Raw genomic sequence first — 24,815 nt, 5'->3', positions numbered from 1 at the left:
TTGGAGATTATTAATATCAAACAGATTGTGGCAGATATTCTGTCTAAACAAACGGATTTAAACTATTGCGGTACATCATATCCAGATGAGTTAACTAAGTTTCCTGCAGCAGTTTATCACACCACACATAAGCCACATTTTATCGATGCGGGTAAGCAGGAACTAGAAACTGATTGGACTGTTTCCATCGATTTGTTTAACGATCATAGTTCTCTTACAGAACTCTCAAACAAGTTAGTAAATGAGCTTGTTAAGTTAGGGTTTTCTTACACTTCAGGAGACCAAAATTTAGCGGACGTTAAACGTACCGCTTTAGTATTTAACGCAATGGTTGATAACCAACGTAGAATGGTATTTCAAAATTAGGAGGAATTTCAAATGAAGTTATTAAAAACTGATTTACAAAAATTTGCAGAAACATTCGTAGACCCTAGTCTGGGTTTACTGACTAAAGGAACGAAACTGGCCTTTAAATCTAGTGCAGAAACGGATTTTGTCGAAGTAGCTGCAGTCAAAACAATTCCAGATATTGGGTCCGATCCAGAAAAAGTTGATGTTACGTCACTCGAAGACGATAAGAAAAAATCTATTGCAGGCTTGCAAGATTCTACTAACTTAGCTTTCGGAGTGGTCTATAAAGGTAAGAATTTCTATCAATTGTTAGATAAACAGGGTACTGATAAACAATATGATTGGAAAATTACTTATCCGGACGGTTTAACAGTAACATTTAAAGGCGCATTCTCGCTTAAATTGGGTAATGCTGAAGTTAATAAGAGCATGGATTACACAATCACGGTTGTGGTTTCTGATGGGCCTGATATTGCAGCCCCAAAAGCGTAACGGGAGTCACGCTTAATAAAACAACTTTAAGCTTAAAGGTTGGTGCTGTTGAAACACTAACCGCGTCCGTCACTCCCACGGATGCCACTGATAAAGCTGGTAAATGGTCTAGCGACAAAACTTCAATCGTTACAATTGATCAACACGGAAAAATAACTGCTATTACAGTTGGTACAGCCAAAATTACATTTAAAACAGATGATGGTTCATTTGTTGCAACATGCACAGTAACTGTTACCGCAGCATAAATAATTATTGGAGGAAACAAACATGACAAACGGTAAACAATTTAACTTAGGCGGTCTAATGTTAGACCTACGATTAAACGGAAAGGCAATCTTAAACATTGAAAAGCGCTTAGGCACATCAATCATGTCACTTTATATGGGTGGCAATGGTGGGGTAGTATTACCCGCCACTAACAAGCTATTAATCGTATTACAAGGTGCAAATCAAACTCACGGTATTACTGATAAAGATATGATTGGTGGTTTCGAAAAGTATCTCGAAGCAGGCAACACACCAATGGATTTAAATAATGTCATTCAAGAATTATTGGATGAAGCTGGTTTTTTCGGCAAGAAGAAGGACGATACCAAGACAGATGGGGAATCAGTGGAAACGACTCTAGACGGGGAACCAACGGAAGTTACGGATCCAGAAGAAACACTATAACCCAACCTGAATTTAAAACTGTGACCGAATTACTCTATGGTATTTATCCATATGCTGTAGAAAATGGCATCAAGGCTGACGAGTTTTGGCAGATGACGTTTGATGAAATTATGATTCACATTACTGCGACAATTAAACATCACAGAACCATGCTTAAAGAGCGTGCGGTAATGGACCATAAGACAGCAGAACTCATGGCGTTTGCCGTCAATGACCCAAGCAAGATGCCATCTGTTGAAAAGCACTACAGCTTTATGGATGACAACGCAGAACGTCAACCAGACACATTAAATAATGAGCCTGATCGAACTGAGCCAGAAGAATGGCAAAGTGATCAGGCTCTTTTAGTACAACAGGCTATGGCTGTTAGAGCTACTAACGAAAGGAAGAAGAAATGACAAAATATCAAGGCATTATCTACTACAAACATAATGGAACCAATGTATTTATGAACGCAGTTAAGGCAACAGATATTATTTCATTGTTCTGCTTCGATAAAAAACAAGTGGCCAAGTTAAATGAACGTTGGCCACTCAGTAAGAATAATATCTATATGTTATTTGAAGGGAAAGAAATTAAATTAGAGTCCGAGTGATGAAGTAATCAATTTACTGGCCACCGATGAAAGAATATTTAGTGACGCATTACCAACTTTTTTAGCGACAGTTGTGGTTGTTTCGGACCATATTTTGGGATTGCAAATATTGTCTAAAAACTTATTACCTTCCCAAGTAATTGTTCTAATTATCAACATATAATTACCTGCAAAATCCATTTTACATGTACCGGTGATGTATCCGGCATCCATTAATTGTTGCAGTGAATAAACAGTATCTTCAAGAGAATACTGATCAGGTGTCTTTTTGAGGTCGGCTAGTTGTAACGGGAAATCTCTTAACGGAAATGATTCAATCTCCAGTAATACGTCTCTTACGCAATCATGATTAAGTTTCATCGGTGTTCCTTCTTTCAATTTAATGTCTAAATTATAACAAAAAATGGAGGTGAGTAAATGGAGTTAGAAACGCTTGAGGTCTATATCGATGCCAACCTAAGCCGGATTAATGAGCAGCTTGAAAAAATCTATCCAGCTTTTGAAAAAGCATTTAGCAAAGTCGAACAAATTACTGGTGCTTCAATGGATAAGACTGAAAAGTCTATGGATATTAGCAAAGGCAGCAATAAGTTAATTGATGAAGTTAAAAAGATTAACGACAATATGTCCAAACAGTTCGACAACATGTCAAAAAATGCTGAATCATCCATGAGTAAAACAGGTGACGGTATGGCTAAAGGCATGGCTACATCAAGAGTTAAGGTTGGCAAAGAAGTTGATCAGTTGGTCAATAATGTTAATTCAAAAATGGAGCAAGCCAGAGCGATTCAACAAAAGGTTTCGTATCTTCAAAACAAGAAGGCTGTTGCTACTTCGAGCGGGAATCCCCTAGTCGCACAGAAGTTTGATGCTCAAGTAGCATCTGCTGAAGCGCGAATGACGCGATATCAGAATCAAGCTAAAGCTCTTGCTGCCGAAATGCAGTCGGAGTTTAATGCTGTGCCCGCATCATTAAACAAAATTGCTCAAACAATGGACCGGAATGAAGCTTCAATCAATCGCCTTAAAGCTAATATCAAGACATTGAAGGCTGAACAAGCTGATGCTGAAATGCCGACAGGTAACTTTACAGATGGGTTTAAAACAGCTCCCACAGCAAAATCAACGAAGATCGGTGATCAAGCGGCTAAGCAAGAAGCTAAGATGGCTAAACTCATTGCTCAAAATGATTCTTTAGGTGCAACATATGCAAAGGTAGAGGATAGAAGTACTAGCTTAGAAAAAGCTATTAAAAAACTTAACCTTGAACTTGGACAATCAGCAACAAGCTCAAAAAAATCAGCATCATCTATGAATGGGCTGAGCGCTAAGATTAATGATACATCAAGTAGATTTTCTAAGTTAAGTAGCATGTCCAAAAAAGCATTTGGGACAATGATGAGTCCGCTCGGAACGATAACTAAGCACCTATTTAATATCGGTAGTGGATCGAAAAATTTAGATAAAGTTGGTGGGGCTGCTGGTAGGAGTGGCGGAATGTTATCAGGAATGTCACGAGGGCTGAAATCCTTAGCCTCCCAATTGATTATATTCACGTTACTGTATCAAGGTGTAACGATGCTTGCATCAGGCTTAGGTAGCGCTTTAATGACTAACTCGCAGTTCGCAGCATCCTTTAATCAAATTAAGGTTAATCTTTTGACCGCTTTTTATCCTATCTATTCAGCTGCATTACCGGCTGTTAACGCGCTTATGAGCGTTCTTGCTAAAGCAACAAGTTATATTGCACAATTCACTTCGGCGTTGTTTGGGATGAGTTTTGGCGCTGCAAAACAAGGAGCATCAGGACTTTATAATCAAGTTCGTGCTATTAATGATACAGGTAGCGCTTCAAAGGCTGCTGCCAATCAAATTAAAGAAACTAACAAGCAAATAACTGCTGCTAATAAGAAGGCTGCTGATTCGGCAGCTGCTGCCAATGAAGCTTCTCGTAAACAGATGCAAGAAACCAAAAAGAAGGCGCAAGAACTTAAAGGGGCTTTAATGGGCTTCGATGAAATTAATGTGCTTTCATCTGCTGAAGATAAACCTGATTATTCTTACGACAAACAAAAGGCCGATAAGCAACCGTTACAATCTGCTGATTCTCTTGATGATAATAAACCGGGAACTAACTTTAATATTCCGGATGGAACACAGTTTGGTGGTGCCATTGCGGCAGCTAATGCATTAAAGAAAATTCTCGCTGATTTATTTAAGCCCATGAAGGAAGCGTGGGACAAGTATGGGAAAAGGGTTATCGAAGCTTGGAAATACGCTTTACGTGAGGTAGGCGGATTAATCAAGGCTATTGGTAAGTCGTTTATGGAAGTTTGGACGAATGGCACAGGTGCGGTATTTATTGGTAATATTCTTAAACTATTAGCCGATGTTTTAAATATCATTGGCGATGTAGCTAAAGCGTTTAAAGATGCTTGGAATGATGGTGGACGTGGAACTAATTTAATTCAAACAATCTTCAACGCCTTGAACTCTGTACTTGATCTGTTACATGTAATCGCAACTTCGTTTAGAGAAGCGTGGAATGATGGCACTGGTGTATCTATTGCTAAGAATTTAATAGATTTATTTACTAATATTGCCGCAATCATTGAAGCAGTTGCCAAAGCATTTCGAAACGCGTGGGTCGATGATGGTAATGGGACTAAATTGATTTCTTCTTTCTTAAAGATGTTTGACAGTATTTTAGGATTATTAAATTCGATTGCGAAGTCGTTTAAAGATGCTTGGAATGATGGAGGAATCGGTGAAAAAATTGCCAGTAATTTATTGGGGATCTATACAAATATTTTCAATACAATTAGCGGTCTAGCCAACCAATTTAAAAGTGCTTGGAATACGGCAGGACTAGGACAGACGATTTTTAACGATATTTTAAAAATCATCAATAGCGTATTAGACTCACTAAAGGGTGTCACAAAATCCACATCTGATTGGGCGAAAACATTAGATTTTAGACCATTACTTAATTCGATTGATGGGTTACTTAAAGCTATTCAGCCGTTAACTAAGAATATTGGCGATGGATTACAGTGGTTTTATAATAATGTATTGCTCCCTCTTGCTGGTTTTACAATCACCAAATTAATACCTGCCTTTTTAGACGCATTATCGGGCGCAATAAAGTTATTGAATGGTATCATCGATGCTTTAAAGCCTGCCGGAAAATGGCTTTTTGATAGTTTCTTAAAACCAATGGCGCAATGGACAGGTGGAGTTATAGTTTCAGTTCTTGAAGGTGTCGGAAAGGCACTCGGTGTTGTGGGCGATTGGATAAGCAAGCATTCGGAAGGTTTTTCAAATTTTGTTATTGCGGTAGCGTCATTTGCGGCTGCCTTAAAATTAATATCAATGGTAGAGACAGCAGTTACTGTTGTAGGCGGAATTATGTCAGCGTTAAGCGGAGTCGGAGGAATATCCGGTGCTTTATCTTTATTAGGATCAAGTTTAGGAGGCATTGTTACATTGCTTGGTGGTCCATTTACGCTTGCAATTGCGGCTGCGATTGGCGCTGGTGTCCTTCTTTGGAAAAACTGGGATACTTTGAAAGAGAAGGCTGGTCAGCTTGGTAAGTGGATTGGTGAAAAATGGGATGGTATTAAGAAAGTAACCGAGAAGGTTTGGAACGGAATCACAAAGTTCCTTAAAAAATGGGGTAGTGATATTCTCATCCTTATGGTTACTGGACCAGCCGCTCCTTTTATTTTATTTGGAAAATACGTTTCTAAACATTGGGATGAAATTTCTAAATCAACATCTAAAATATGGGGAAACGTAAAGTCAACAATAACCAAAAAAACAAAGGAAGCTTTTGATAATGGTAAGAAATATTTTGGTAATCTAAAAGATTCAGCTGCTTCTCATTTTGAAAGTATTAAAAAATCGGCTTCGGATAAATTTGAGAATATTAAATCAACGATTTCTTCAAAAGCGAGCGCTGCTAAAGACGGCGCTTTACGCGCTTGGTCATCAATGAGAGATAATACTAGTCCGTACTTTAGTTCTGTTAAGTCAACTGCAAAAAACGCGTTTGATAACGTCGCAAGTTGGGCCGGCAATTTAGGTGGCAGAATGGCATCGGGACTTAGATCGGGTGTTTCTGCAATCAAAAATGCTGCCAAAAGTATAGGGTCAGCGATTTTATCTCCAGTTAAAAAGGCCATAAATGGAGCTCTAAAAGGTATACGACATGTATTGAATAGTGTAGGAGCAGGTTCAGCGGCAAATAAAATTTTTGATTTTAATATTCCTGGATTCGCAAAAGGCGGAACTCATCGTGGCGGGCCTGCGTTAGTTAATGATCAATCAGGCGGAACGTACAGAGAAGCCTACCAATTACCAAATGGTAAGGTGGGCGTGTTCCCTGAGCAACGAAATATTATTGCCAATATGCCTGCAGGCACAAAGATTATGAATGCCACAAACACAGCAGGATTAATGCAATCAAATATTCCGCATTATGCATTTGGTATAGGTGATTTTACTTTCCCAGAGATTCATATTCCTAATTTAAGTAATATTTTTAGTGGTCTGGGTGGTGCATGGGATTCTGTCGTAGACACCACCGAAAGTATTTTGGATGATGTAACACATCCTGGCAGAGTTTTAGATTATTTTGTAAATAAATTTACTAGTTTTTCAGGACTTACTGGTATGCCGCTTGATCTTGCAAAAGGTGGTGTAAAAACTGTCAAAGATGGTGCATTGAGTACTGTTAAAAAGGCCCTAGAAGAGTTTTCTCCTGAACCTAGTGGTAGTGGTATCAAGAGATGGGCAGGTGTAATTCGTAAGGCGCTATCTAAGAATGGCTTGCCTACTAATGGTGCTTATACTAATGCGTGGTTACGCCAAGTTCAAACAGAGTCTGGCGGTAACGAGCATGCTATACAGGGTGATATTGGGGATATTAATAACAAGACTGGTAATCTTGCTCAGGGCTTATTACAGGTTATTCCGCCAACCTTTAGAGCTAATAAGTTCCCTGGCCACGGGAATATCTTAAAAGGTTACGATAATGCACTAGCGGCAATCCATTACGCTAAGGGTCGCTATGGCTCTGATATGCTAGGCGTTATTGGTCGCGGTCATGGTTACGCTAATGGTGGACCAATCTTTAAGCACGGATTGTATGAAATGGGTGAAGGCAATAATCAAGAAATGGTCTTGCCTCTAACCAATAGATCACGCGCTTGGGAATTAATGCAACAAGCATCAGAAATGATGGGCTTTGGTCAACTTCAATTGCCTGAAGTATTGTCTCGAGAAGATAACTTTTCAAGTAACTTTGATTTATCAAATGGCAATAATAATCAAACTGGTGGTGTAGGCACTAACAACGTGCTATCAGTAATTGCAGAGTTGTTAAGCAATAGAGGTAATGATGGCGGGCAACAGGCAACCGTTGAACAACCGCTCATTCTAGAACTTAATGACGACGTTTTGGGTAGAACTGTTATTAAAGTGATCAATAAAGAAATCAAGCGGACCGGTAAGATTCCGCTCAATATTTAGGAGGGATTGATATTCGTGTCATATTTAAAAATTGGTGGGACAGTGGTTAAAGCACCGCAGTCTTTTCAGGTAGCGATTCAGGATATTGATGGTAATACAACAAGAAATGCAAAAGGTAATATGAACCGAGATAGGGTCGCTGTGAAACGGAAGTTACAAGTTTCATGGGGGCCTTGTTCTATGGCTGAATCTGCTGCTATTCTTCAAGCTGTGTCGGCGGTATTCGTCGATGTTACATATCCTGACCCGCAGGACGGAGAGGTGGTAACTAGAACATTCTATGTGGGTGATCGAACAGCACCAACCTATTCATGGAATCCAAAGCTTGCCAAGATGGAATGGAAAGGAATCAGTTTTGATTTTGTCGAGAAGTAAGGAGGGCGAAGTATGTTAAAAGTAAGTGATGCGTTCAATGATGCATTCGCAGCATCTGGCCGAGAGTTGCGCGCACGTGTCACTATTGGTAAAAGTGTCTATAGTAGCGATGATTTAACGAGTGTAGCCTATGACAGTGGCGCAATGACGGGTGAGCAATTTTCAATTGGATCAACCTACATGAACTCGGCAAAGATTACCTTTAGCCATCTAGTAGAAGGCTTAAAGCAACTTGATGAAGTATTGTTAGAGTTCGGGATTGTTAAAGCTGATGGGACAACTGAATATGTCAAGATGGGCACATTCATCATTGATGATAAGATCCAGATGGACCGCAACAACAACTCAACAACTATTGAATGTACGGATCGTATGGTGATGCTCGGTGGAGCGTATAAATCAAAGATGAGTTATCCTGCTACCATTAAATCAGTGGCGGTAGAAATTGCTAATATGGCGGGCGTTAAAGCTAATGACACAAGCTTTGCAAGGTTGCCAAACATATCTATCAATGAACTGGTTGGCTATTCTTACCGTGACGCGATTGGGATTATTGCACAGTTTGCGATGGGCTTTGCGTTATTTGATCGTGATGGCTATCTTGATATTAGAACACTTGTTGATAGCGAATTTAAAATTGATCCAAGTCAATACTTCTTAAAAGGCCTCGTTAAAAACGAGACCTTTTTTAAGTTGAATGGCATTAGTTGTACTGTTGTGACTACAAGTAAGGATGAAACCGGTAATGAGACGTCCAAAACAACGGTGCTGCAAAGTGGTTCAAGTTCTGGAGCACAGATTAAGCTAGCTAATAACGTCATGACTCAAGATGTTTTAGATCGTATGTATGAAGAGCTCAAGTTTACTAATTACTATCCGTTCAGTTTAAATTGGAATGGCAATCCCGCTGTTGAAGCTGGCGATTGGCTAACTGTTGAAGATTTACAAGGTAATGAATTTAAAGTCCCTAATATGTCCTACACGATTACTTACAATGGTGGTTTAACAGCTACTTCTAAGGCAGATACGTCGGTTGGTTCGCCAGCAACTTATAGTTATGGTGGGATAATTAGTAATGTAGTAAATGAAATTGGTGGTCGTGAGGGTGCAGAGGGCAATCATATTTATGAAGGCACTGAGGAACAAGAACCACTATTCCCTAAAGAGGGAGACCTTTGGTATAAGCACGTTGGCCCAGATACTGAAGAACGGATTTACACTAATGGAGCTTGGAAGTTCTTAACTTCAACGAAGACTTCAACTGATGCTAAAAAAGCGGCTGACGAAGCGTCAAAAGAAGCGGAAGAAGCAAAGAAGCAGGCTAATAAGGCAGTAGATGGTGCCAATCAGGCCGTGGCTGATGCGGGATTTGCAAAGCAGCAAGTTATCGACGTTGATAAAACTGCCAATCAGGCTAAGGCTGATGCGGCCGCAGCTGGACAACAGGCTAAAGACGCATTAACGAATGCGGGCGCAGCCTTAACCAATGCTAAAAATGCCTTGGATAACGTTAATAAGTTAGATCAGACGGTTAAAACTGAAGTAACTAACATTAATGGGCAGCTTTCACAAAAAGTTAACCAGACTACGTTCGACACGTTAAAAGGCACTGTCACAAGTCAAGGCACGATTATTAATCAAAATAAGGCGGCAATCCAACTGAAAGCTGACTTATCGCTAGTCAACACGATTAAGCAAACCGTCACTAATAACACCGCTACTATTGATTTGAATAGCAAAGAAATCAAGTTAAAGGCCAACCAAAGTACGGTTGACTCGCTTAATGGTACGGTTAAAAATTTAGATGCGGAACAGAAAATACAGGCTGGGCAAATCACACAGACAGTATCTAAGACCGAGTTAACGTCAAAATTGAATGGATATGCCACTCAAACTTGGACGCAAGGTCAAATTAAGACTGAAGCCGACCAGATTAATATAGGCGTACAGAAGGTGCAAACTAATCTTGACAATATGCAGATTGGATCACGAAATTACCTTCTTAACAGTGACGCTTCCGATGGAACTAATCATTGGAATGTTTACAATAACGAATGGGTCATTGATAAAAGTGTCGCTATTGATGGAATTGCGTCGTTTAGAGGTAAAACAGCTGAGGTTTGGAGCGGTGGCACTGTTAACGGGATATGGCAAGCAATGTCAAATATCAGTCCTAACAGTAATATTTTGGTCTCGTTCTATGCAAAAGCCGATAAAAATGGCGCCTCGCTACATAGTGAGCCAAACGGTGGCGTTGGTGCTAAAGATTTCACGTTAACGACTGATTGGAAACGATACAGTTATTCGGGCACCTTAAAATCAGCTGCGGTCTACTGGATGATGAAAACTATCGGCGCTAACTACTGGTTAGCTAAACCGCAAGTTGAAACCGGGACAAAGGTCACGGATTATCATCGAGCGGTGGAAGATTATACGAGTCAAGTTGAGTTTAGTCAATTGAAGATAACAGTTAATAGTGTCCAGACGACTGTTAGTAATAAGGCTGATAAGTCACAAGTGACACAGCTAGCAGGCCAAATCACTAGCGCGATTCAATCAATTGATAAGTTAAACACCGAGTACACACAAGTTCAGCAGACAATCAAAGGAATTCAAACAACGGTTGGTAATAAGGCTGATAAGTCACAAGTGACACAGCTAGCAGGCCAAATCACTAGCGTGGTCGGGTCAATCGGCTCAGATAATTTAGTCGTTGATGGAAGTTTTGAGCATGTTGCGATTGGGAGCAAACCACTATGGTGGACGCTTTCTTATATGCCAAATAATATGGTTGTCATAGCGAATCCTCCTGCATCTAACGCAACGGTTAGAGCTGATGCGCATGTTTTGAAGTTGACAGGGGCTGCGACTGGGAACGTCGAGCCCAGCGGCCCGTTTTTTAGCGTGACACCGGGTGACGAGTTTTACTGTGAGTTTAAAACTAGATGGAGCACTACAGGTCTTAAAGGCGATGTAGTTTTAGGGTTGATTTTTTATGATGTTGACAGAAAAACGATAACAGGAGCAGTTGGTGGGCAATCTAAAACCGCAGAGAACTGGGCTAAGCACTCAGGCGTTGTTAAAGCACCAAGTAATGCAGTTTACGCAAAAGCGTGGGTCGCTTGGCGTAACAGTAATAACGCAGTGGCTTACGTCACGGTCACGGACTTGATTATAAGGCGTAACAGCGCTACCCAATCTCAAATCACCCAACTAGCGAACGACATCAATCTCCGCGTCGAAAAAGACAAAGTAGTTAACCAAATCAACATCAGCCCCGAGGGCATCCTGATAGACGGCAAGAAGGTCCACATCACTGGACAAACCTCAATTGATAACGCAGTAATTAAAGATGCAATGATTGCAGACATTAGAGCCGATAAGATTACAGCCGGCACGCTTAACGCCGCTAACGTGAATGTGATTAACCTTAACGCTAATAACATCACGACCGGGACTTTAAAGGGCGCTAATTTGAGCATGAATTTAAATACTGGTCAAGTTGTGTTTCAAAAAGGATATATAACATCTGCAGACGGTAGAATTCGTTTCGACTTAGATAGTAACTACTTTAGAAGTCTCGACTATAATAACAATGGATTTGAGGCCAAAGATGGTCAATTTGTTTGGTACAACAATTGGAGTGGAAGCAATAAGAATGAAATAGGCCGGGTTATGTTTGATGTTTTATCTGAAGGGAATGGCGGCATTGCCATTCAAGGGAAAACAGGTGCTAGTTTAATCACTAGTCAAGCAGGTGTCTACGTAGGGACCGCCGGATTAAACGATAAACCCAACGGAGTTGGCATTAGTGGCAATGCGTTTTTCTGGGGGAACTTAGACGTTATGGGCAAGAAAAATGCTGTCCATGTGACCTCAAAAGGCGTCGTAGAAACGCCTGCTTACGAAACGGCAGAGTCCTATTTAGGTGATATTGGTGAGGGCATCACAGATGAATATGGCAGTGCGTTAATCCATATTGATGACCTGTTTAATCAGATTATCAATACGGATCATGATTATCAGGTTTTTATCAGTTCTTACTCAAATGCTACAATCTGGGTGGAAGAGAGGAACGCAACAAGTTTTGAAGTCCACTCAAATATTCCTAACGCAAAATTTGCTTGGGAGATAAAAGCCAAACGGCGGGGGTACGAAACAGACCGCTTAGTTAAATCAGAAATGAAGTATGAACAATTAAATAAATTTCACGAAAAGAAGGTATCAGCATGACAAAAACACTAACTTTTAAAAACAATGAATTGTTACCAACGGCAAATTTTTTAAACGATTTAAACCTAAAGAACAGGGCAAGTCGCGGCCGAACCAAACTGATTAAATTAATCGCGGCTAAGAATAGTGAGTATGTCGATGAGCGCAAAGAAGCGCTAGACCCTTACTTTAAAGACGGAGAGTTGTTAAAAGGTCCTGATGATAAGGTGGACGAAACCAATGCAGCTAAAGCCAACGAGGTTGCTAGTGAGATTGAAGCCGAACCAGCGGTTATTGAATTCACGGAGTATAGCGATAAATTGAAGGCTCTCTACGAGTCCATCGTTGATTATCCAGACGATTTAAACGATCAGGACGCACTTTTGTATGACATCTTAATGGATCAGTTCGAAGCGGTATTTGAAAATGAAAAGGATGGCGAAAAATAATGAATATTAAAAAGACAGCACTAACTTATAATTTCGATGCAGATGGCAACACCTCATCCATTACCGTTAGTTTGTCCGGTAACGAGGGTTCAGATTACTTAAACGCTAATATGACCGTGACAGCCGAAGACTTAACCGACGGGCAAACATTCGATGATTTAACTATGAAGGACATCACAACGATTGCGCGGGCTAAGTTAGCTAAGGCTACGGCGGTTAAAGAATAGAAGGAGGGATAGCATGTGGTTGATTTAGAAAAAGAAGTAAAAGAGCACGGTAGCCGTCTGAATGACGTTGAACGGGATATCTCCGAATTAAAAAAAGACCTAAGCGAAGGCCTAACACGTGTGGATCAATCAAACCAATATTTGCGTGAACAAAACAGGGATATTTTAAAAGAAGTTATCAAGCGCAACGGATTGGCTGACCAACGTGATTTCGAGATTAAGAAGTTGTCTAAAAGTAATCAGTTCAAAATGTTTGGCATGATTTTCGGCGCTAGCGGGTTAGCGGCTTTAGTGCTAGATGTCATTATGAAACTGATTAAATAGGAGGTGCAAAATGATTGAAATTATCCAAACAGCTAACGCTGGTGCAATCGCAATGATCGCGGTCGTTGTGGCACTAGTCACGTGGGCTGTTAAACAAACGAAACTTGATAATCGCTGGTTACCGTTAATTGATATGGTAGTCGGCTTTTTAATTGGCGTGGCAGTATTCTATGCTATGCCAGGACAGTTTGAAACACAATTAATTGCGGGCATTGATGGCGCTATTGCTGGTCTTGTCAGCGCTGGCGGTTATGACGCAGTTAAATCAATTTTAGGAGGACAAAAATAATGACATTAAATGGTATCGATGTAGCTTCATATCAAACAGGAATGAATGTAGGTGCAGTAGCGGGTGATTTTGTTATAGTCAAGGCCACTGGTGGTACCGGCTATGTAAATCCTTCATGTAATACACATGTAGAACAAACTTTAAACGCAGGTAAAAAGTTGGGCTTGTATCACTTTGCCCACGAATTAGGTTATCAAGGTTCAGCAGAAGCTGAGGCGCAATTCTTCTTAGATTCAATCAAGAATTATATTGGTAAAGCGATGTTAATCCTTGATTACGAGTCAGATAATCAAACTGATACAGCATGGGCGAAACGCTGGTTAGATTACGTTTATGCTAAAACTGGTATCCGGCCAGTATTGTATATTAGCTTGTCTAATGAAAATAATGCTAATTGGAGTAACCTAGCCAATGACAACTATGGTTTGTGGATTGCCCAATACAATAATTACAATGCAGTTAACGGGTTCCAGCCTCGTGATTTGTACGGTAGTTTGAAGTATTTTAAAGTAATGACAATGTTTCAATACACTTCAACAGGTCGTTTGGATGGCTGGTCTGGTAATCTTGACTTTGATGTATTCTATGGCGATACTGGTGCTTGGGACGCTTATACCTCAGTATCAGGTAAGCCAGCCCCACAACCTAAGCCGACGCCAGCACCCGCACCAACAGCTCCTAAAACTTGGACTGATGAACTAGGCGTTCAATGGTATCAAGAAAAAGCAATGTTTATTAATTCGACTCCGATAAACTTACGTTGGGGAGCAAGCGAGTCTAGCGCATTAATCACAACTTTACCTGTTGGTTCGAAGGTTGAATATGACGCTAAATGTGTATCCGGTGGTTACATTTGGGTTCGCCAACCACGAGAAAAAGGATATGCTTATTGCGCTGTTGGCGAAGCTGATGGTTTTGGTATCAAGATTAAATCGTATGGAGAAATTAAATAACGTAAGCATCAAATAAGCCCTCGAATGAGGGCATACATAAATTGGTATAGTTAAAACCGTATTTTCTAATTAAGGTTAATTAGCGTTAAATAAGCTTTTTAAACAAGTTATTTTCAGATTGAAGCAAATTCGAACGCTTTTAAACATGTTTAAATACTCAAGAAAATAATCAAAAAATTGATTAAAATAATTGGTATATCTTGCTAATTAATGTATAGTAATATATCATTATGTGAAGAGGATAGTGATATTAGGATTGGAGGATGTTTTGATATGACTATGATAGATTTAAGTAATCATCTATTAGCAACAGCAGATAGAAATGACTTGCCTGTAACCAATTTACAATTACAAAAGGTTTTATATTTTATTATTAAAGACTATATAAAAGAAAATAATATTGATGATTTTATCAGCACGGTATACGATATTCCGTTTGAAGCTTGGCCTTATGGCCCCGTTGTTAGAGATTTGTATTTTGAGTATAATATATTTGGAAGTGATCAGATTACCGATGTTGGCTCAATTAATGAACAATACGAGGTGTTTACACCAAATATAATTACTAGACTGAAGCAAAATGTGTATGATTTAGTGGATTCAACACATAAAGAAATTTTCTGGAAATCAAATAAAGATCGTATATTAAAACATGATGAAATTACTTATAGGTTAGAGAATATTAGAGATGGAGAATAATTCAAAAAAGCTATCTGACATCTTGATTGAGTTACAATTTGTCTCAGGTAATGAAATTTTAAGTAGTGATATATATAAAGATTTAAAAGAGTATATTAAAAACAAACGTAGAATTCCGTACGTTGAAGTTTCGAGAATCGTATATCGAAATGAGTTAAAGGATACGTCATTTCTAGATTCTCTGAACGATGTTCTAAGCAATAGCCAAAATTTCGATAGTCATGAGAAAGCACTTAGAAAGAAGTTATATAAGTTAGTTGATCATATTCAATTAGCATCCATGCAAAAGATTGAATTATTGGATGAACCTACAAAAAAGATTGATAAACTAAATAATGATCTTGATTCCAGAGAGAAAGAAATTAAAAATTTAAAAAAAGAAAATGAAGATTTATTAGATAAGTATAAAAATTTATACTCAGAGTATATTGGGATTCTCGGAATTTTTACGGCAATAACTTTTGCAACATTCGGAGGGTTACAGCTTCTAGGTAATGTATTCGGAAATATAAAAGATACTGACTCTGTTAGCGTTGGGAGTGAACTAATGCTTGGAGCCGTATTCTTATTTGGAACATATATGATATTAGTAGCATTATTGACGGGGATTTCAAAATTAATGGGAAAAGATTATAAGACTTCTTACCCAACAAGATTTCTTGTTGTTTTTAGTTTTTTTATTATCTTCGTATTTGGGTTAATTTATGCTAATGTTAATTATATGGAATCTATTTTCACTGAACATGCTTTTTGGTGGAGTATAGGTTTAATAATAGTAACTGTGGTAATTGGAATTGTTGCAATAAATGTTGACAAATGGCATCAAAAAAGACATCCATAAATAAAACTAGCTTACTTAAGTAGTAAGCTAGTCTTATTTTAATCGATGGCAAATGGAGAAGTCGTTTGACGTAGCGTGAGTGGCCAAGCGGCATTGCGTGTGGAACATTTAAATAAGCAACTAAACAAGCCTAACTCACTAAAATTGTGGGTTAGGCTTGTTTTTTTACTACTCTATTCGAATTAATCTTGGGGACATTTTGGGGACATACTGGCATAAATTTATCGTTATATATCGTATTTTTAAAAATTAAAACCCCGATATAACGGGATATTGGTAGATATATCTATGGTTATGCAATTTGACCATAATTTAAAACCACCTTTCAATATTTATTGTATCGATAAGAAAGCGTTTTTACAAGAAGAATAGTTAACGTAGTGTAGTAAATTATATCGCCAACAATTGACTAATCGTATAGATAATAACGGCCATTAAGATAACGATGATAATGAATAATGATGATAAGTTAATTTAAAGGACTAGACGGCGCTACTAAATTCAGATAAAGTAGAGGTTTATAGGCAGTTTTAGCAAACTAGAACTGGATGTGAGATTTAGAGGAGGATTTGGATGATTTTTTTAAAAGGGATGCTAATTGGATTTGCTTTTGTCGCACCAATTGGGATGCAAAATATTTTCGTGTTTAATAATGCATTGTCGAATACGACACGGCGCGCGGTTTTAAATAGTTTGTTTATTTGGCTGTTTGATGCGCTCTTTTCCGTGGTGGCCTTTTATGGCATTGGTGCGTTAATTATTCAAAATGAAATTATTAAGTATACGATTATGGGTGTCGGCGGTCTCTTGATTTTGTGGATTGGTTATACGATTTTGCGGAGCGCGCGGGCGGCCGTTGAATTTGGTAAACTGCAACCAATCCCACTCAAAAAAGTGATTTTAACAGCCTTTATTGCTGTCTGGGGCAATCCGCAAGCCTTGATTGATGGAACATTGATGTTGGGTGCGCTGCGTGGGGACATGACTGCCAGTCAATCATTACCATTTATTATCGGCGTTGTGACGGCGACTGCTAGTTGGTTCTTCGGTATTGCCATCTTGTTTAGTATTTTTAGAGATAAGGTATCGCCTAAGTTCCTAATGTGGGTCAATATCCTTAGCGCACTAATTATTATCGGTTACGGTTTGATGTTAATTGTGAAAGTGGCCGGGATTTTAATTTAGATCGCAAAAAAAACGTTCATCAATTGATGGGCGTTTTTTTTAGCTGTTAAGAACGGTATGATAGAAGAAAGCGAAAAAACGGAGGCATTAGTAATGGCTGAATTATTAAAAGATATTTATACAGAAGCATTCCTGGCTAACTTTAGTCGGCAGGTTCAAGAAGTTTATCGGCCCTTTAAAACACAACAATTCGTGGGTGCCGTTCTAGCCGATAATTGGGCTGAATTAACGTTGAAACAACGGACCCGCCAAATTGCGACCGTACTCGGGCAATTTTTACCACAGGACTATTCAGAAGCGATTGCACTTTTAGAACAATTGGCGCCTGATTGTCAGGGATTTGCCTATCTCTTTTTCCCGGATTTCGTTGTTGTTTATGGCACACGTCCTGAGGATTGGGCGCTTTCAATGCACGCACTTGAGATTTTTACCCAACAATCTTCAGCGGAGTTCGCGATTCGGACTTTCATTTTAAAGGACTCAGAACGGGCGATGAGACAAATGACACAATGGGCGCAAAGCACAAATGCCCATGTGCGGCGTTTAGCAAGTGAAGGCTGTCGACCACGTTTACCTTGGGGAGAATCTTTACCGGTATTTAAACAAGATCCGACACCGGTCATAGCGATTCTAGAACGACTTAAAAATGATCCTGAACTATACGTTCGACGCAGCGTCGCGAATAATTTAAACGATATCGCTAAGGACCACCCACAATTGGTGATTGAAACGGCTAAAAAGTGGCAGGGACAATCTGAAGCGGTTGATTGGGTGATTCGTCATGGTTGCCGGACGTTATTGCGAAAGGATTTCTTGGCGGTTCAAACCTTATTTGGTTATGCAGCCGATAGTCCATCAAAGCCGTTAGTGCTATCAGCAACCATCAAAACAACCGCGACAACTGTAGCCATTGGTGATAAATTAGCGTTTCACTATCAGATTCGCTTTAGACCGGAAGCCAAGCTACTGATTCGGGTTGAATACGCAGTAGATTATGTGAAGGCCAATGGTCAACAGTCGCGTAAGTTATTTAAGCTAGCGGAAAAAGAAATTGATGGTCGCCAAGGGCTACGTGGTGAACGACAAATTAATTTTAAAGATTTAACGACCCGGAAACACTATCCAGGGCAACATAACGTGGCACTGATTGTCAACGGACGAGAAGTGGCTAAAACTGTGTTTGAAGTGGTCCGGCGTGAGGAGTGACATTTTTCAAAACCGGTGTGAATAACACTCGCTTGACCTTTGGGTTACCCTAGGGTTTATACTTTTTTGTGAGGTGAGAAGATGGCTGAAAAGTTATTGACGATTTCGGCATTTGCCAAATTATTTAAGACAACGCAGTACACCATCCGGCATTATGAGGATAAGGGGTTGTTATTGCCAGCGAAAATCGCTGAGAATGGCTATCGGCAATATGGTATGGCCGAGGCCTATCAATTATCGTTTATTCTATTTTTGCGGGCATTAGATTTATCAGTAGCTGAAATAAAGTTGATTTTAACAACGGATTATCCAGAACAAACGATGCTTCTGAATAAAAAACAGGCGCTGCAACAAGAAATTGCCCGGTTACAAGCGTTAGAGCGAACCGTTGATGAGCAATTACAACAAGCGACTCATGACACAACTTATCAGGTCAATCAAACAATTCATTTGCGCGTTTTAAAACGGCTACCATTTGCGCAAGATTTTGATTTATCGGTAGTTGAAGCAATTGATTGGCAGCCCGATTTGATGGTCCGCCAGCTGTATTATGTGATTGGCGAAACGGATTATGCGATTTGTATCGCAACGCCCATGCCAAGCGACTACCACATTGCCGCCGGTTGTTATGATTTTACGACAATTGAAGCCGCTAGCGGCGCGGAATTTGATAGCGCCTTATCAGCCATCACGACTCATCAAAACTTACCGTTAATTGGCATTGAAACGCGGGGTACTTTTTTGAGCCCTGGCAAACACTTAGCGGTTAAAATACTAGGAAAAAGGCAGGTACAATAATATGCAACTTGAAACACAACGCTTAATCCTCAGACCATTTGAATTGACGGATGATCAAGCAATCTATGAATATGCAAAAGATCCAGCGATTGGCCCCATTGCCGGTTGGCCGGTGCACACTAGCGTCGCTAATAGTCGCGAACTCATTCAAAACTATTTAATGGCAGAGGGAATTTATTCAGTTAATTTGAAAACAGCACCGCAACACGCAATCGGTAGTGTTGGTTTAGAATTAGTTAAAAATGGTGGTGGGCAACCCTTTATGGGTGAGAATGATGCCGAAATTGGCTATTGGATTGGTGTCCCATATTGGGGTCAAGGTTTAATCCCTGAAGCATCAAAAGCGATTTTAGCATACGGTTTTGAAACGCTTAAACTTGATAATATTTGGTGTGGTTATTATGACGGGAACCAACAATCAAAGCGCGCACAAGAAAAATTAGGTTTCCAACCAGAATTGACGATTGATGAAATGTATAACCCATTACTAGATGATACGCGTCAAGAACACTTTACGAAGATGACCAAGAAACAGTGGCTAGCGTTGAATAATTAAGCGCAAGAATATAAAAAACAATCCTCCAATCATTTTGACTGCTACCGAATGATTGGGGGATTTTTTTGTATTTTATTCATTATAAAATTTTATTGTATACGGCATAAACAAATCGCGTTAAATCGGCTTTTCCGCCACCTTATGCGATATTTCAACGTAAAATATGTTTTAAAGTCGAATTGACTTCAAAAAAAACATATGGTATTGTTCATGAATGGAAATGCGATACGCCGTATTACATTTTTAAATAATCAATGGGGAGGCATTATGACACTCTTAAATACAACTGAGATTATGGCGCTAATTCCAAATCGGTACCCGATTATTTATATCGATACTGTTGAGTCGTTAGTACCCGGTGAAGAAGTGGTGGCAATCAAGAACGTCACGATTAATGAACAATTCATGCGTGGCTATCGTCCCGATTCACCACAGATGCCAAATACATTAATGATTGAAGCTTTGGCACAGACAGCTTCAATATTAATTCTAAAATCACCAGAATTCTTTGGGAAGACAGCCTACCTGGGCGCTGCTAAAAACGTTTTGTTCCATCAAACGGTTCGGCCCGGTGATCAAATCGTCTTCACGGTTAAATTAACTAAGAAAAAAGAAAATATGGGAGTTGTCCAAACCAATGCGACTGTTAATGGTCAAATGGTTTGTGAAGCGGAGCTAACCTTTGTTGTGGCCCCGCGTGATGATCTCCTCGGAAAAAAGTAGAGGTTAACAAATGGCCTTTAAAATAATTGAAACGGCAAGTGCTTTACCCGCCAACATTGTGACTAACGACGATTTAACGGCCATTATGGAAACTTCTAATGAATGGATTGAAAGTCGAACAGGTATTTTAGAAAGACGGATTTCGGAAACGGAAAATACGTCTGATTTATGCTTACGCGTAGCACAAACGTTATTGGACAAGAGCGGTATCGCAGTTTCACAAATTAAGGCGATTATCGTTGCGACGATGACGCCGGATTATTACACACCTTCAACAGCAGCTATTGTGCAGGGGCGATTAGGGGCTGACCAAGCATTTGCGTTTGATATTAGCGCAGCTTGTTCCGGCTTTACTTACGCATTATCTGCTGCGCGAGGATACGTGCAGACACCAGATGATTACGTTTTGGTCATCGGTGGCGAAGTTATTTCCAAAATGCTCGATTGGTCAGACCGCAGTACTGCCGTTTTATTCGGTGATGGCGCTGCGGGTGTCTTGTTACAAGGCACTACCTCTGACCAAGAGAGTTGGGTCAGTGAAAAGCTGATCACGATTGGTACGGAAAGTGACCAATTAGTTTCAGGTTACGCACCGGTTAAACGGCCTAATTTCGGGCAGGTTGGTCAAACGCAAGTCGGGATTGATTTTTTCAAAATGACCGGTAAAGCAATCTACCAATTTTCAACACGGCGCGTGCCTAAGGCGATCGAAGCGGCGGTCCTAGAAGCCGGTTTGACACTTGATCAAATCGATCACTTCTTAGTCCACCAAGCGAATTCACGCTTGATTACAAAAATGGCTAGCATGTTGGATCAACCGCTAACCAAGTTTCCAATGAATTTACAGCACTACGGTAATACTTCGGCTGCCAGTATTCCACTATTATTAGCGGAACAAGTCGAAACAAACCAAATTAAGCGCGGTGATTTATGCGTGCTCTGTGGTTTTGGCGGTGGGTTAACCATCGGCATTCAAATTATTCGTTATTAAAAATAAACTAAAAAAATTAATTAATTATAAGGGGTTTTAATCATGACACAAGCAGACATCTTAAAAAAAGTACAAGCAGTTATTGCAGAACAATTAGACGTTGAAGAAAGCCAAGTAACACCAACAACGAACATCCGTGAAGATTTAGATGCAGATAGCTTAGATATCTTTGAAGTAATGAACCAATTAGAAGATGACATGGAACTTAAATTAGATCCAGACGAATCAATCGTAACGGTTCAAAACGTTGTTGACTACATCGAAAAAACAATAAACAAATAAAGAGTGCGTTTGAAACGGTTTGACTCTGAGCATTAACCGCATTTGGCGAATTGGCGATGGAATCGCTGATTTGACAAATATCGTTAAGCGCAAGAGTCAGTTTCAAAATGGACATTTAGCAATCTAAAGGAGCACAGATGATGGTTAAAATTGGACTTTTAATGAGCGGTCAGGGTAGCGAAGGCGTTGGAATGGGGAATGATTTATATCAAGATTATCCCATTTACCGCGACACGATTGACCAAGCTAGTCAGCTGACACAACTTGATTTACAAAAAATCATGAATGATGCTGATTTATTAGGTCAAACGCGTTATGCACAGCCGGCGATCGTAGCCATGAGCGTTGGGATTAGCCGCATGTTAACAGACGCGGGGGTTTCAACAGCTGGTGCCTTAGGGCTTAGCTTAGGGGAATATTCAGCATTAATTGCCAGTGGCATGCTTGATTTGACGACCGGTTTGCCGCTAGTCGCCAAGCGTGGTGCTTTAATGCAAGCGACTGTTGAAGCATATCCTGGCGCGATGATTGCGATCTTAAAACCTGATATTAATCAAATTCAAGCAGCTTGTGGGACGATTCAAAAGACTGGTGAAACGGTGGCGATTGCGAATTATAATTCGCCCAAACAAATTGTCGTTGGTGGGACTCAAAGTGGGATTCAGGCGTTAACAACGTTATTTGAAACGCTTGAAGTAGCACCTAAAGTGATTCCGTTACCCGTTAAAGGGGCCTTTCATACCGCTTTATTTGAAGAAACGGCGCACCAATTTGAACAAGCACTAGCGCAAATCACTTTTAAAGAGGGCGTTTATCCCGTGATCAGTAATACAACTGAACAACCTTTTGAAGTTACTAGCTTACAAGCAACCTTAACTGCACAGATGTATCAACCAACTCATTTTGCGACTGGTCTGACACAATTGGCTAAGCAAGAAGTGACAACGGTTATTGAAGTGGGACCGGGCAACGCACTTAGCAAGTTTGCGCGTCAAACGGTCTCTCAATTAGAACGATTTAATATTAGCAGTAGCGCACAGTTTGAAACTGTCGTGGCTGCCTTGAAAGAAGGCGTACATTAATGACTTCAAATGAAAAAGTAGCCGTGATTACTGGTGGTAGCCGCGGTATTGGTCGGGCAATTGCCCTCAAATTTGCAGCAGCAGGTTATCAACTCGTGCTTAATGCGCGTTCAGCATTGGATGCTGAACTCGTCCAAGCAATCGAAGATTTAGGCGTGACCTATTTATTCGTACAAGGCGATATTACCGCAGCAGATACCGCTGATCGTTTGGTTAAAGAAACCTTTGAATGCTATGGTCGATTGGACGTTTTGGTGAATAATGCCGGTATTACGCGCGATAAACTCGTGATGGCGATGTCCGTTGAAGATTTCCAAGCGGTCGTTGATGTCAACTTGGTCGGCACTTTTAGAGTGACCCAAGTGGCCTTCAAAAAAATGTTACGTCAACGCAGTGGTTGTATTATCAATCTTTCAAGCGTAATTGGCCAACACGGTAATATGGGCCAAGCCAATTACGCCGCTAGTAAAGCGGGTGTGATTGGGTTCACCCAATCCGTCGCCAAAGAAGGCGCTATGCGCAACGTCCGGTGTAACGCGATTGCACCAGGAATGATTGAAACTGAAATGACAGCGGTCTTAAAACCGAGTGTTAAAGAAGCGATTATGACGCAGATTCCATTACAGCGTTTTGGTCAACCAGAAGAAGTGGCATCAGCCGCTTTATTTTTAGCAGAAAATGACTATTTGACGGGGCAAGTTTTGACTGTCGATGGCGGGATGACAATATAAGTGAGGGATTAAGATGACGAGAGTAGTAATTACAGGAATGGGCGTTGTGGCACCTTTAGGAAACGACGTTGAGACATTTACACGCCGGATTCTAGCGGGCGAATTAGGCATTGGCCCCATTACAAAGTTTGATGCAACCACAACGGGTGTGTCATTAGCTGCCGAAGTTCTTGATTTTGATCCGACATTACGAATCGGCAAGAAAAAAGCAAAGCGAATGGATTTATTTTCACAATATGCGCTTGATAGTGCGCTAGCAGCACTCGAACAAGCCGGCATTAACGATGAAAATACCGAACCAGCTGACATGGGGGTTATTTACGGTTCTGGGATTGGTGGTTTAACCACGATTCAAGAACAAGTGACGCGCATGGTTGAAAAGGGTGCTGATCATATCTCACCACTTTTTGTGCCTAAATCAATTGGGAATATGGCTGCGGCCAACATCGCCATTGAAATCGGTGCGCAAAATATTTGTACAACGATCGTAACGGCTTGCTCAAGTGGGGCTAATGCGATAGGTGAAGCTTATCGCCAAATTAAAGAAAATCGGGCCACTGTGATGGTGACCGGTGGTTCTGAAGCCTCAATCAATGAAATTGGGATTGGTGGCTTCGCGGCGTTATCAACGTTATCAACCGCGACAGATCCAACGCGGGCTTCATTGCCTTTTGACGCAGACCGTAAAGGGTTTGTGATGGGTGAAGGTGGCGCCACTTTAATTTTAGAAAGTCTTGAACACGCACAAGCACGCCATGCGACCATTTTAGGTGAAGTCACAGGATACGGGACCAATTGTGATGCCTACCATATGACATCGCCTAATCCAAATGGTGAAGTTGCTGCTCGTGCAATGCAAATGGCAATTGACGAAGCCGGGATTACAGCGGCCGATGTTGATTACGTTAATGCACACGGCACTGGAACGGTTGCCAATGAGTTAGCAGAATCTGCTGCTTTGGCACGTGTTTTTGGTGACGAAGGAACAGTTCCTGTCAGCAGTACAAAGAGTATGACAGGTCATTTATTAGGGGCAGCCGGTGCGCTTGAAGCAATAGTTACAATTGGTGCTTTACAAGCCGGTACTTTGCCACCGAACGTTGGGTTACAAAATACTGATCCGGATTGTCACGTGAACTTAATCAAGACACCACTAGCTGCCCCAGACGCACAATATGGTATGAGTAACTCATTTGGCTTTGGTGGCCATAACGCTGTGTTGTTGTTGAAGAAATGGAGCGATTAGT

26 protein-coding genes and 1 pseudogene are annotated in these 24,815 nt (G+C 40.4%); 26 read left to right on the top strand and 1 reads right to left on the bottom strand.

Features of this window, described 5'->3' with window-relative positions:
• From ACPBEH_RS02460 to ACPBEH_RS02435, 6 genes and pseudogenes are all read left to right on the top strand, one after another.
• Nucleotides 1–366 carry a hypothetical protein gene (locus tag ACPBEH_RS02460; protein ID WP_424349590.1) on the top strand — a complete coding sequence of 122 codons (366 nt, stop codon included), beginning with the start codon at nucleotides 1–3 and terminating at the stop codon, nucleotides 364–366.
• A gap of 12 nt (nucleotides 367–378) precedes the next feature.
• Nucleotides 379–843 carry a phage tail tube protein gene (locus ACPBEH_RS02455; RefSeq protein WP_424349589.1) on the top strand — a complete coding sequence of 155 codons (465 nt, stop codon included), beginning with the start codon at nucleotides 379–381 and terminating at the stop codon, nucleotides 841–843.
• Between the two features lie 56 nt (nucleotides 844–899).
• A pseudogene (locus ACPBEH_RS02450) lies at nucleotides 900–1,091 on the top strand (Ig-like domain-containing protein); the annotation flags it as partial.
• A 22-nt stretch (nucleotides 1,092–1,113) separates the two neighbouring features.
• Nucleotides 1,114–1,518, top strand: coding sequence for a DUF6096 family protein (locus tag ACPBEH_RS02445; RefSeq protein ID WP_061827099.1), 405 nt, complete (start codon nucleotides 1,114–1,116; stop codon nucleotides 1,516–1,518).
• Nucleotides 1,519–1,538: 20 nt separating this feature from the next.
• Complete coding sequence (locus ACPBEH_RS02440) at nucleotides 1,539–1,916, top strand: hypothetical protein (protein ID WP_367294374.1); 378 nt, start codon at nucleotides 1,539–1,541, stop codon at nucleotides 1,914–1,916.
• Nucleotides 1,913–2,113, top strand: a complete 201-nt coding sequence (locus ACPBEH_RS02435; RefSeq protein WP_076632012.1) for a hypothetical protein — start codon at nucleotides 1,913–1,915, stop codon at nucleotides 2,111–2,113. The genes ACPBEH_RS02440 and ACPBEH_RS02435 overlap by 4 nt, the downstream gene beginning before the upstream one ends.
• Here ACPBEH_RS02435 and ACPBEH_RS02430 read toward each other — a convergent pair.
• Entirely contained in the window at nucleotides 2,099–2,473 is a 375-nt protein-coding gene (locus ACPBEH_RS02430; RefSeq protein ID WP_424349588.1) for a DUF2513 domain-containing protein, read from the bottom strand. The two genes, ACPBEH_RS02435 and ACPBEH_RS02430, sit on opposite strands and share 15 nt — an antisense overlap.
• A gap of 57 nt (nucleotides 2,474–2,530) precedes the next feature.
• On the opposite strand from ACPBEH_RS02430, the gene ACPBEH_RS02425 reads away from it, so the two are divergent.
• The 20 genes from ACPBEH_RS02425 (at nucleotide 2,531) to fabF (ending at nucleotide 24,814) form a co-directional block, all read left to right on the top strand.
• Nucleotides 2,531–7,645: a hypothetical protein gene (locus tag ACPBEH_RS02425; protein WP_424349587.1), complete on the top strand. Its 5,115-nt coding sequence runs from the start codon at nucleotides 2,531–2,533 to the stop codon at nucleotides 7,643–7,645.
• Between the two features lie 15 nt (nucleotides 7,646–7,660).
• Nucleotides 7,661–8,020, top strand: coding sequence for a DUF6711 family protein (locus ACPBEH_RS02420; RefSeq protein ID WP_424349586.1), 360 nt, complete (start codon nucleotides 7,661–7,663; stop codon nucleotides 8,018–8,020).
• A 12-nt stretch (nucleotides 8,021–8,032) separates the two neighbouring features.
• The gene (locus tag ACPBEH_RS02415; RefSeq protein ID WP_424349585.1) at nucleotides 8,033–12,253 is read left to right on the top strand and encodes a gp58-like family protein; all 4,221 of its coding nucleotides are present in this window, start codon (nucleotides 8,033–8,035) and stop codon (nucleotides 12,251–12,253) included.
• Complete coding sequence (locus ACPBEH_RS02410) at nucleotides 12,250–12,681, top strand: DUF1617 family protein (protein ID WP_424349584.1); 432 nt, start codon at nucleotides 12,250–12,252, stop codon at nucleotides 12,679–12,681. The genes ACPBEH_RS02415 and ACPBEH_RS02410 overlap by 4 nt, the downstream gene beginning before the upstream one ends.
• Nucleotides 12,681–12,908, top strand: coding sequence for a hypothetical protein (locus ACPBEH_RS02405; RefSeq protein ID WP_424349583.1), 228 nt, complete (start codon nucleotides 12,681–12,683; stop codon nucleotides 12,906–12,908). Before ACPBEH_RS02410 ends, ACPBEH_RS02405 begins: the two co-directional genes overlap by 1 nt.
• 15 nt (nucleotides 12,909–12,923) lie before the next feature.
• Nucleotides 12,924–13,232: a hypothetical protein gene (locus ACPBEH_RS02400; protein ID WP_424349582.1), complete on the top strand. Its 309-nt coding sequence runs from the start codon at nucleotides 12,924–12,926 to the stop codon at nucleotides 13,230–13,232.
• A gap of 10 nt (nucleotides 13,233–13,242) precedes the next feature.
• Nucleotides 13,243–13,521 carry a phage holin family protein gene (locus ACPBEH_RS02395; protein WP_424349581.1) on the top strand — a complete coding sequence of 93 codons (279 nt, stop codon included), beginning with the start codon at nucleotides 13,243–13,245 and terminating at the stop codon, nucleotides 13,519–13,521.
• Complete coding sequence (locus ACPBEH_RS02390) at nucleotides 13,521–14,474, top strand: GH25 family lysozyme (protein ID WP_424349580.1); 954 nt, start codon at nucleotides 13,521–13,523, stop codon at nucleotides 14,472–14,474. The genes ACPBEH_RS02395 and ACPBEH_RS02390 overlap by 1 nt, the downstream gene beginning before the upstream one ends.
• A gap of 273 nt (nucleotides 14,475–14,747) precedes the next feature.
• Nucleotides 14,748–15,173 carry a Panacea domain-containing protein gene (locus ACPBEH_RS02385; protein WP_424349579.1) on the top strand — a complete coding sequence of 142 codons (426 nt, stop codon included), beginning with the start codon at nucleotides 14,748–14,750 and terminating at the stop codon, nucleotides 15,171–15,173.
• Nucleotides 15,163–16,014: a hypothetical protein gene (locus tag ACPBEH_RS02380; RefSeq protein WP_424349578.1), complete on the top strand. Its 852-nt coding sequence runs from the start codon at nucleotides 15,163–15,165 to the stop codon at nucleotides 16,012–16,014. Before ACPBEH_RS02385 ends, ACPBEH_RS02380 begins: the two co-directional genes overlap by 11 nt.
• A 573-nt stretch (nucleotides 16,015–16,587) precedes the next feature.
• Complete coding sequence (locus tag ACPBEH_RS02375) at nucleotides 16,588–17,199, top strand: LysE/ArgO family amino acid transporter (protein ID WP_056948489.1); 612 nt, start codon at nucleotides 16,588–16,590, stop codon at nucleotides 17,197–17,199.
• Nucleotides 17,200–17,292: 93 nt separating this feature from the next.
• Nucleotides 17,293–18,405 (top strand): DNA alkylation repair protein, encoded by a 1,113-nt coding sequence (locus ACPBEH_RS02370; protein ID WP_424349577.1) that lies wholly within the window; start codon nucleotides 17,293–17,295, stop codon nucleotides 18,403–18,405.
• An 81-nt stretch (nucleotides 18,406–18,486) separates the two neighbouring features.
• Nucleotides 18,487–19,203, top strand: coding sequence for a MerR family transcriptional regulator (locus ACPBEH_RS02365; protein WP_424349576.1), 717 nt, complete (start codon nucleotides 18,487–18,489; stop codon nucleotides 19,201–19,203).
• 1 nt (nucleotide 19,204) lies between these two features.
• A complete protein-coding gene (locus tag ACPBEH_RS02360) occupies nucleotides 19,205–19,759 on the top strand; it encodes a GNAT family N-acetyltransferase (RefSeq protein ID WP_407142773.1) in 555 nt (184 codons plus the stop codon).
• Nucleotides 19,760–20,026: 267 nt separating this feature from the next.
• Entirely contained in the window at nucleotides 20,027–20,482 is a 456-nt protein-coding gene (fabZ, locus tag ACPBEH_RS02355; protein ID WP_011374518.1) for a 3-hydroxyacyl-ACP dehydratase FabZ, read from the top strand.
• A 10-nt stretch (nucleotides 20,483–20,492) separates the two neighbouring features.
• Nucleotides 20,493–21,473 (top strand): beta-ketoacyl-ACP synthase III, encoded by a 981-nt coding sequence (locus tag ACPBEH_RS02350; RefSeq protein WP_011374519.1) that lies wholly within the window; start codon nucleotides 20,493–20,495, stop codon nucleotides 21,471–21,473.
• 42 nt (nucleotides 21,474–21,515) lie between these two features.
• The gene (locus ACPBEH_RS02345) at nucleotides 21,516–21,755 is read left to right on the top strand and encodes an acyl carrier protein (protein ID WP_011374520.1); all 240 of its coding nucleotides are present in this window, start codon (nucleotides 21,516–21,518) and stop codon (nucleotides 21,753–21,755) included.
• A gap of 137 nt (nucleotides 21,756–21,892) precedes the next feature.
• A complete protein-coding gene (locus ACPBEH_RS02340; protein WP_424349575.1) occupies nucleotides 21,893–22,837 on the top strand; it encodes an ACP S-malonyltransferase in 945 nt (314 codons plus the stop codon).
• Nucleotides 22,837–23,568 carry a 3-oxoacyl-[acyl-carrier-protein] reductase gene (gene fabG / locus ACPBEH_RS02335; RefSeq protein WP_424349574.1) on the top strand — a complete coding sequence of 244 codons (732 nt, stop codon included), beginning with the start codon at nucleotides 22,837–22,839 and terminating at the stop codon, nucleotides 23,566–23,568. Before ACPBEH_RS02340 ends, fabG begins: the two co-directional genes overlap by 1 nt.
• A 13-nt stretch (nucleotides 23,569–23,581) precedes the next feature.
• Nucleotides 23,582–24,814 (top strand): beta-ketoacyl-ACP synthase II, encoded by a 1,233-nt coding sequence (gene fabF / locus ACPBEH_RS02330; protein WP_424349573.1) that lies wholly within the window; start codon nucleotides 23,582–23,584, stop codon nucleotides 24,812–24,814.
• The last annotated feature ends 1 nt before the right edge of the window (nucleotide 24,815 follow it).

Origin of the sequence: Latilactobacillus parasakei (genome assembly GCF_049674265.1) — a bacterium.
Lineage (GTDB): Bacteria > Bacillota > Bacilli > Lactobacillales > Lactobacillaceae > Latilactobacillus > Latilactobacillus sakei.
This window is presented reverse-complemented; position numbering and strand designations above follow the sequence as displayed.

Coding starts and splice junctions, on each gene's coding strand:
- ACPBEH_RS02360 (WP_407142773.1), top strand. CDS start 19,205: ATGCAACTTGAAACACAACGCTTAATCCTCAGACCATTTGAATTGACG.
- fabZ (WP_011374518.1), top strand. CDS start 20,027: ATGACACTCTTAAATACAACTGAGATTATGGCGCTAATTCCAAATCGG.
- ACPBEH_RS02390 (WP_424349580.1), top strand. CDS start 13,521: ATGACATTAAATGGTATCGATGTAGCTTCATATCAAACAGGAATGAAT.
- ACPBEH_RS02370 (WP_424349577.1), top strand. CDS start 17,293: ATGGCTGAATTATTAAAAGATATTTATACAGAAGCATTCCTGGCTAAC.
- ACPBEH_RS02385 (WP_424349579.1), top strand. CDS start 14,748: ATGACTATGATAGATTTAAGTAATCATCTATTAGCAACAGCAGATAGA.
- ACPBEH_RS02350 (WP_011374519.1), top strand. CDS start 20,493: ATGGCCTTTAAAATAATTGAAACGGCAAGTGCTTTACCCGCCAACATT.
- ACPBEH_RS02410 (WP_424349584.1), top strand. CDS start 12,250: ATGACAAAAACACTAACTTTTAAAAACAATGAATTGTTACCAACGGCA.
- ACPBEH_RS02345 (WP_011374520.1), top strand. CDS start 21,516: ATGACACAAGCAGACATCTTAAAAAAAGTACAAGCAGTTATTGCAGAA.
- ACPBEH_RS02445 (WP_061827099.1), top strand. CDS start 1,114: ATGACAAACGGTAAACAATTTAACTTAGGCGGTCTAATGTTAGACCTA.
- ACPBEH_RS02425 (WP_424349587.1), top strand. CDS start 2,531: ATGGAGTTAGAAACGCTTGAGGTCTATATCGATGCCAACCTAAGCCGG.
- ACPBEH_RS02340 (WP_424349575.1), top strand. CDS start 21,893: ATGATGGTTAAAATTGGACTTTTAATGAGCGGTCAGGGTAGCGAAGGC.
- ACPBEH_RS02435 (WP_076632012.1), top strand. CDS start 1,913: ATGACAAAATATCAAGGCATTATCTACTACAAACATAATGGAACCAAT.
- ACPBEH_RS02455 (WP_424349589.1), top strand. CDS start 379: ATGAAGTTATTAAAAACTGATTTACAAAAATTTGCAGAAACATTCGTA.
- fabG (WP_424349574.1), top strand. CDS start 22,837: ATGACTTCAAATGAAAAAGTAGCCGTGATTACTGGTGGTAGCCGCGGT.
- fabF (WP_424349573.1), top strand. CDS start 23,582: ATGACGAGAGTAGTAATTACAGGAATGGGCGTTGTGGCACCTTTAGGA.
- ACPBEH_RS02375 (WP_056948489.1), top strand. CDS start 16,588: ATGATTTTTTTAAAAGGGATGCTAATTGGATTTGCTTTTGTCGCACCA.
- ACPBEH_RS02405 (WP_424349583.1), top strand. CDS start 12,681: ATGAATATTAAAAAGACAGCACTAACTTATAATTTCGATGCAGATGGC.
- ACPBEH_RS02395 (WP_424349581.1), top strand. CDS start 13,243: ATGATTGAAATTATCCAAACAGCTAACGCTGGTGCAATCGCAATGATC.
- ACPBEH_RS02430 (WP_424349588.1), bottom strand. CDS start 2,473: ATGAAACTTAATCATGATTGCGTAAGAGACGTATTACTGGAGATTGAA.
- ACPBEH_RS02365 (WP_424349576.1), top strand. CDS start 18,487: ATGGCTGAAAAGTTATTGACGATTTCGGCATTTGCCAAATTATTTAAG.
- ACPBEH_RS02415 (WP_424349585.1), top strand. CDS start 8,033: ATGTTAAAAGTAAGTGATGCGTTCAATGATGCATTCGCAGCATCTGGC.
- ACPBEH_RS02380 (WP_424349578.1), top strand. CDS start 15,163: ATGGAGAATAATTCAAAAAAGCTATCTGACATCTTGATTGAGTTACAA.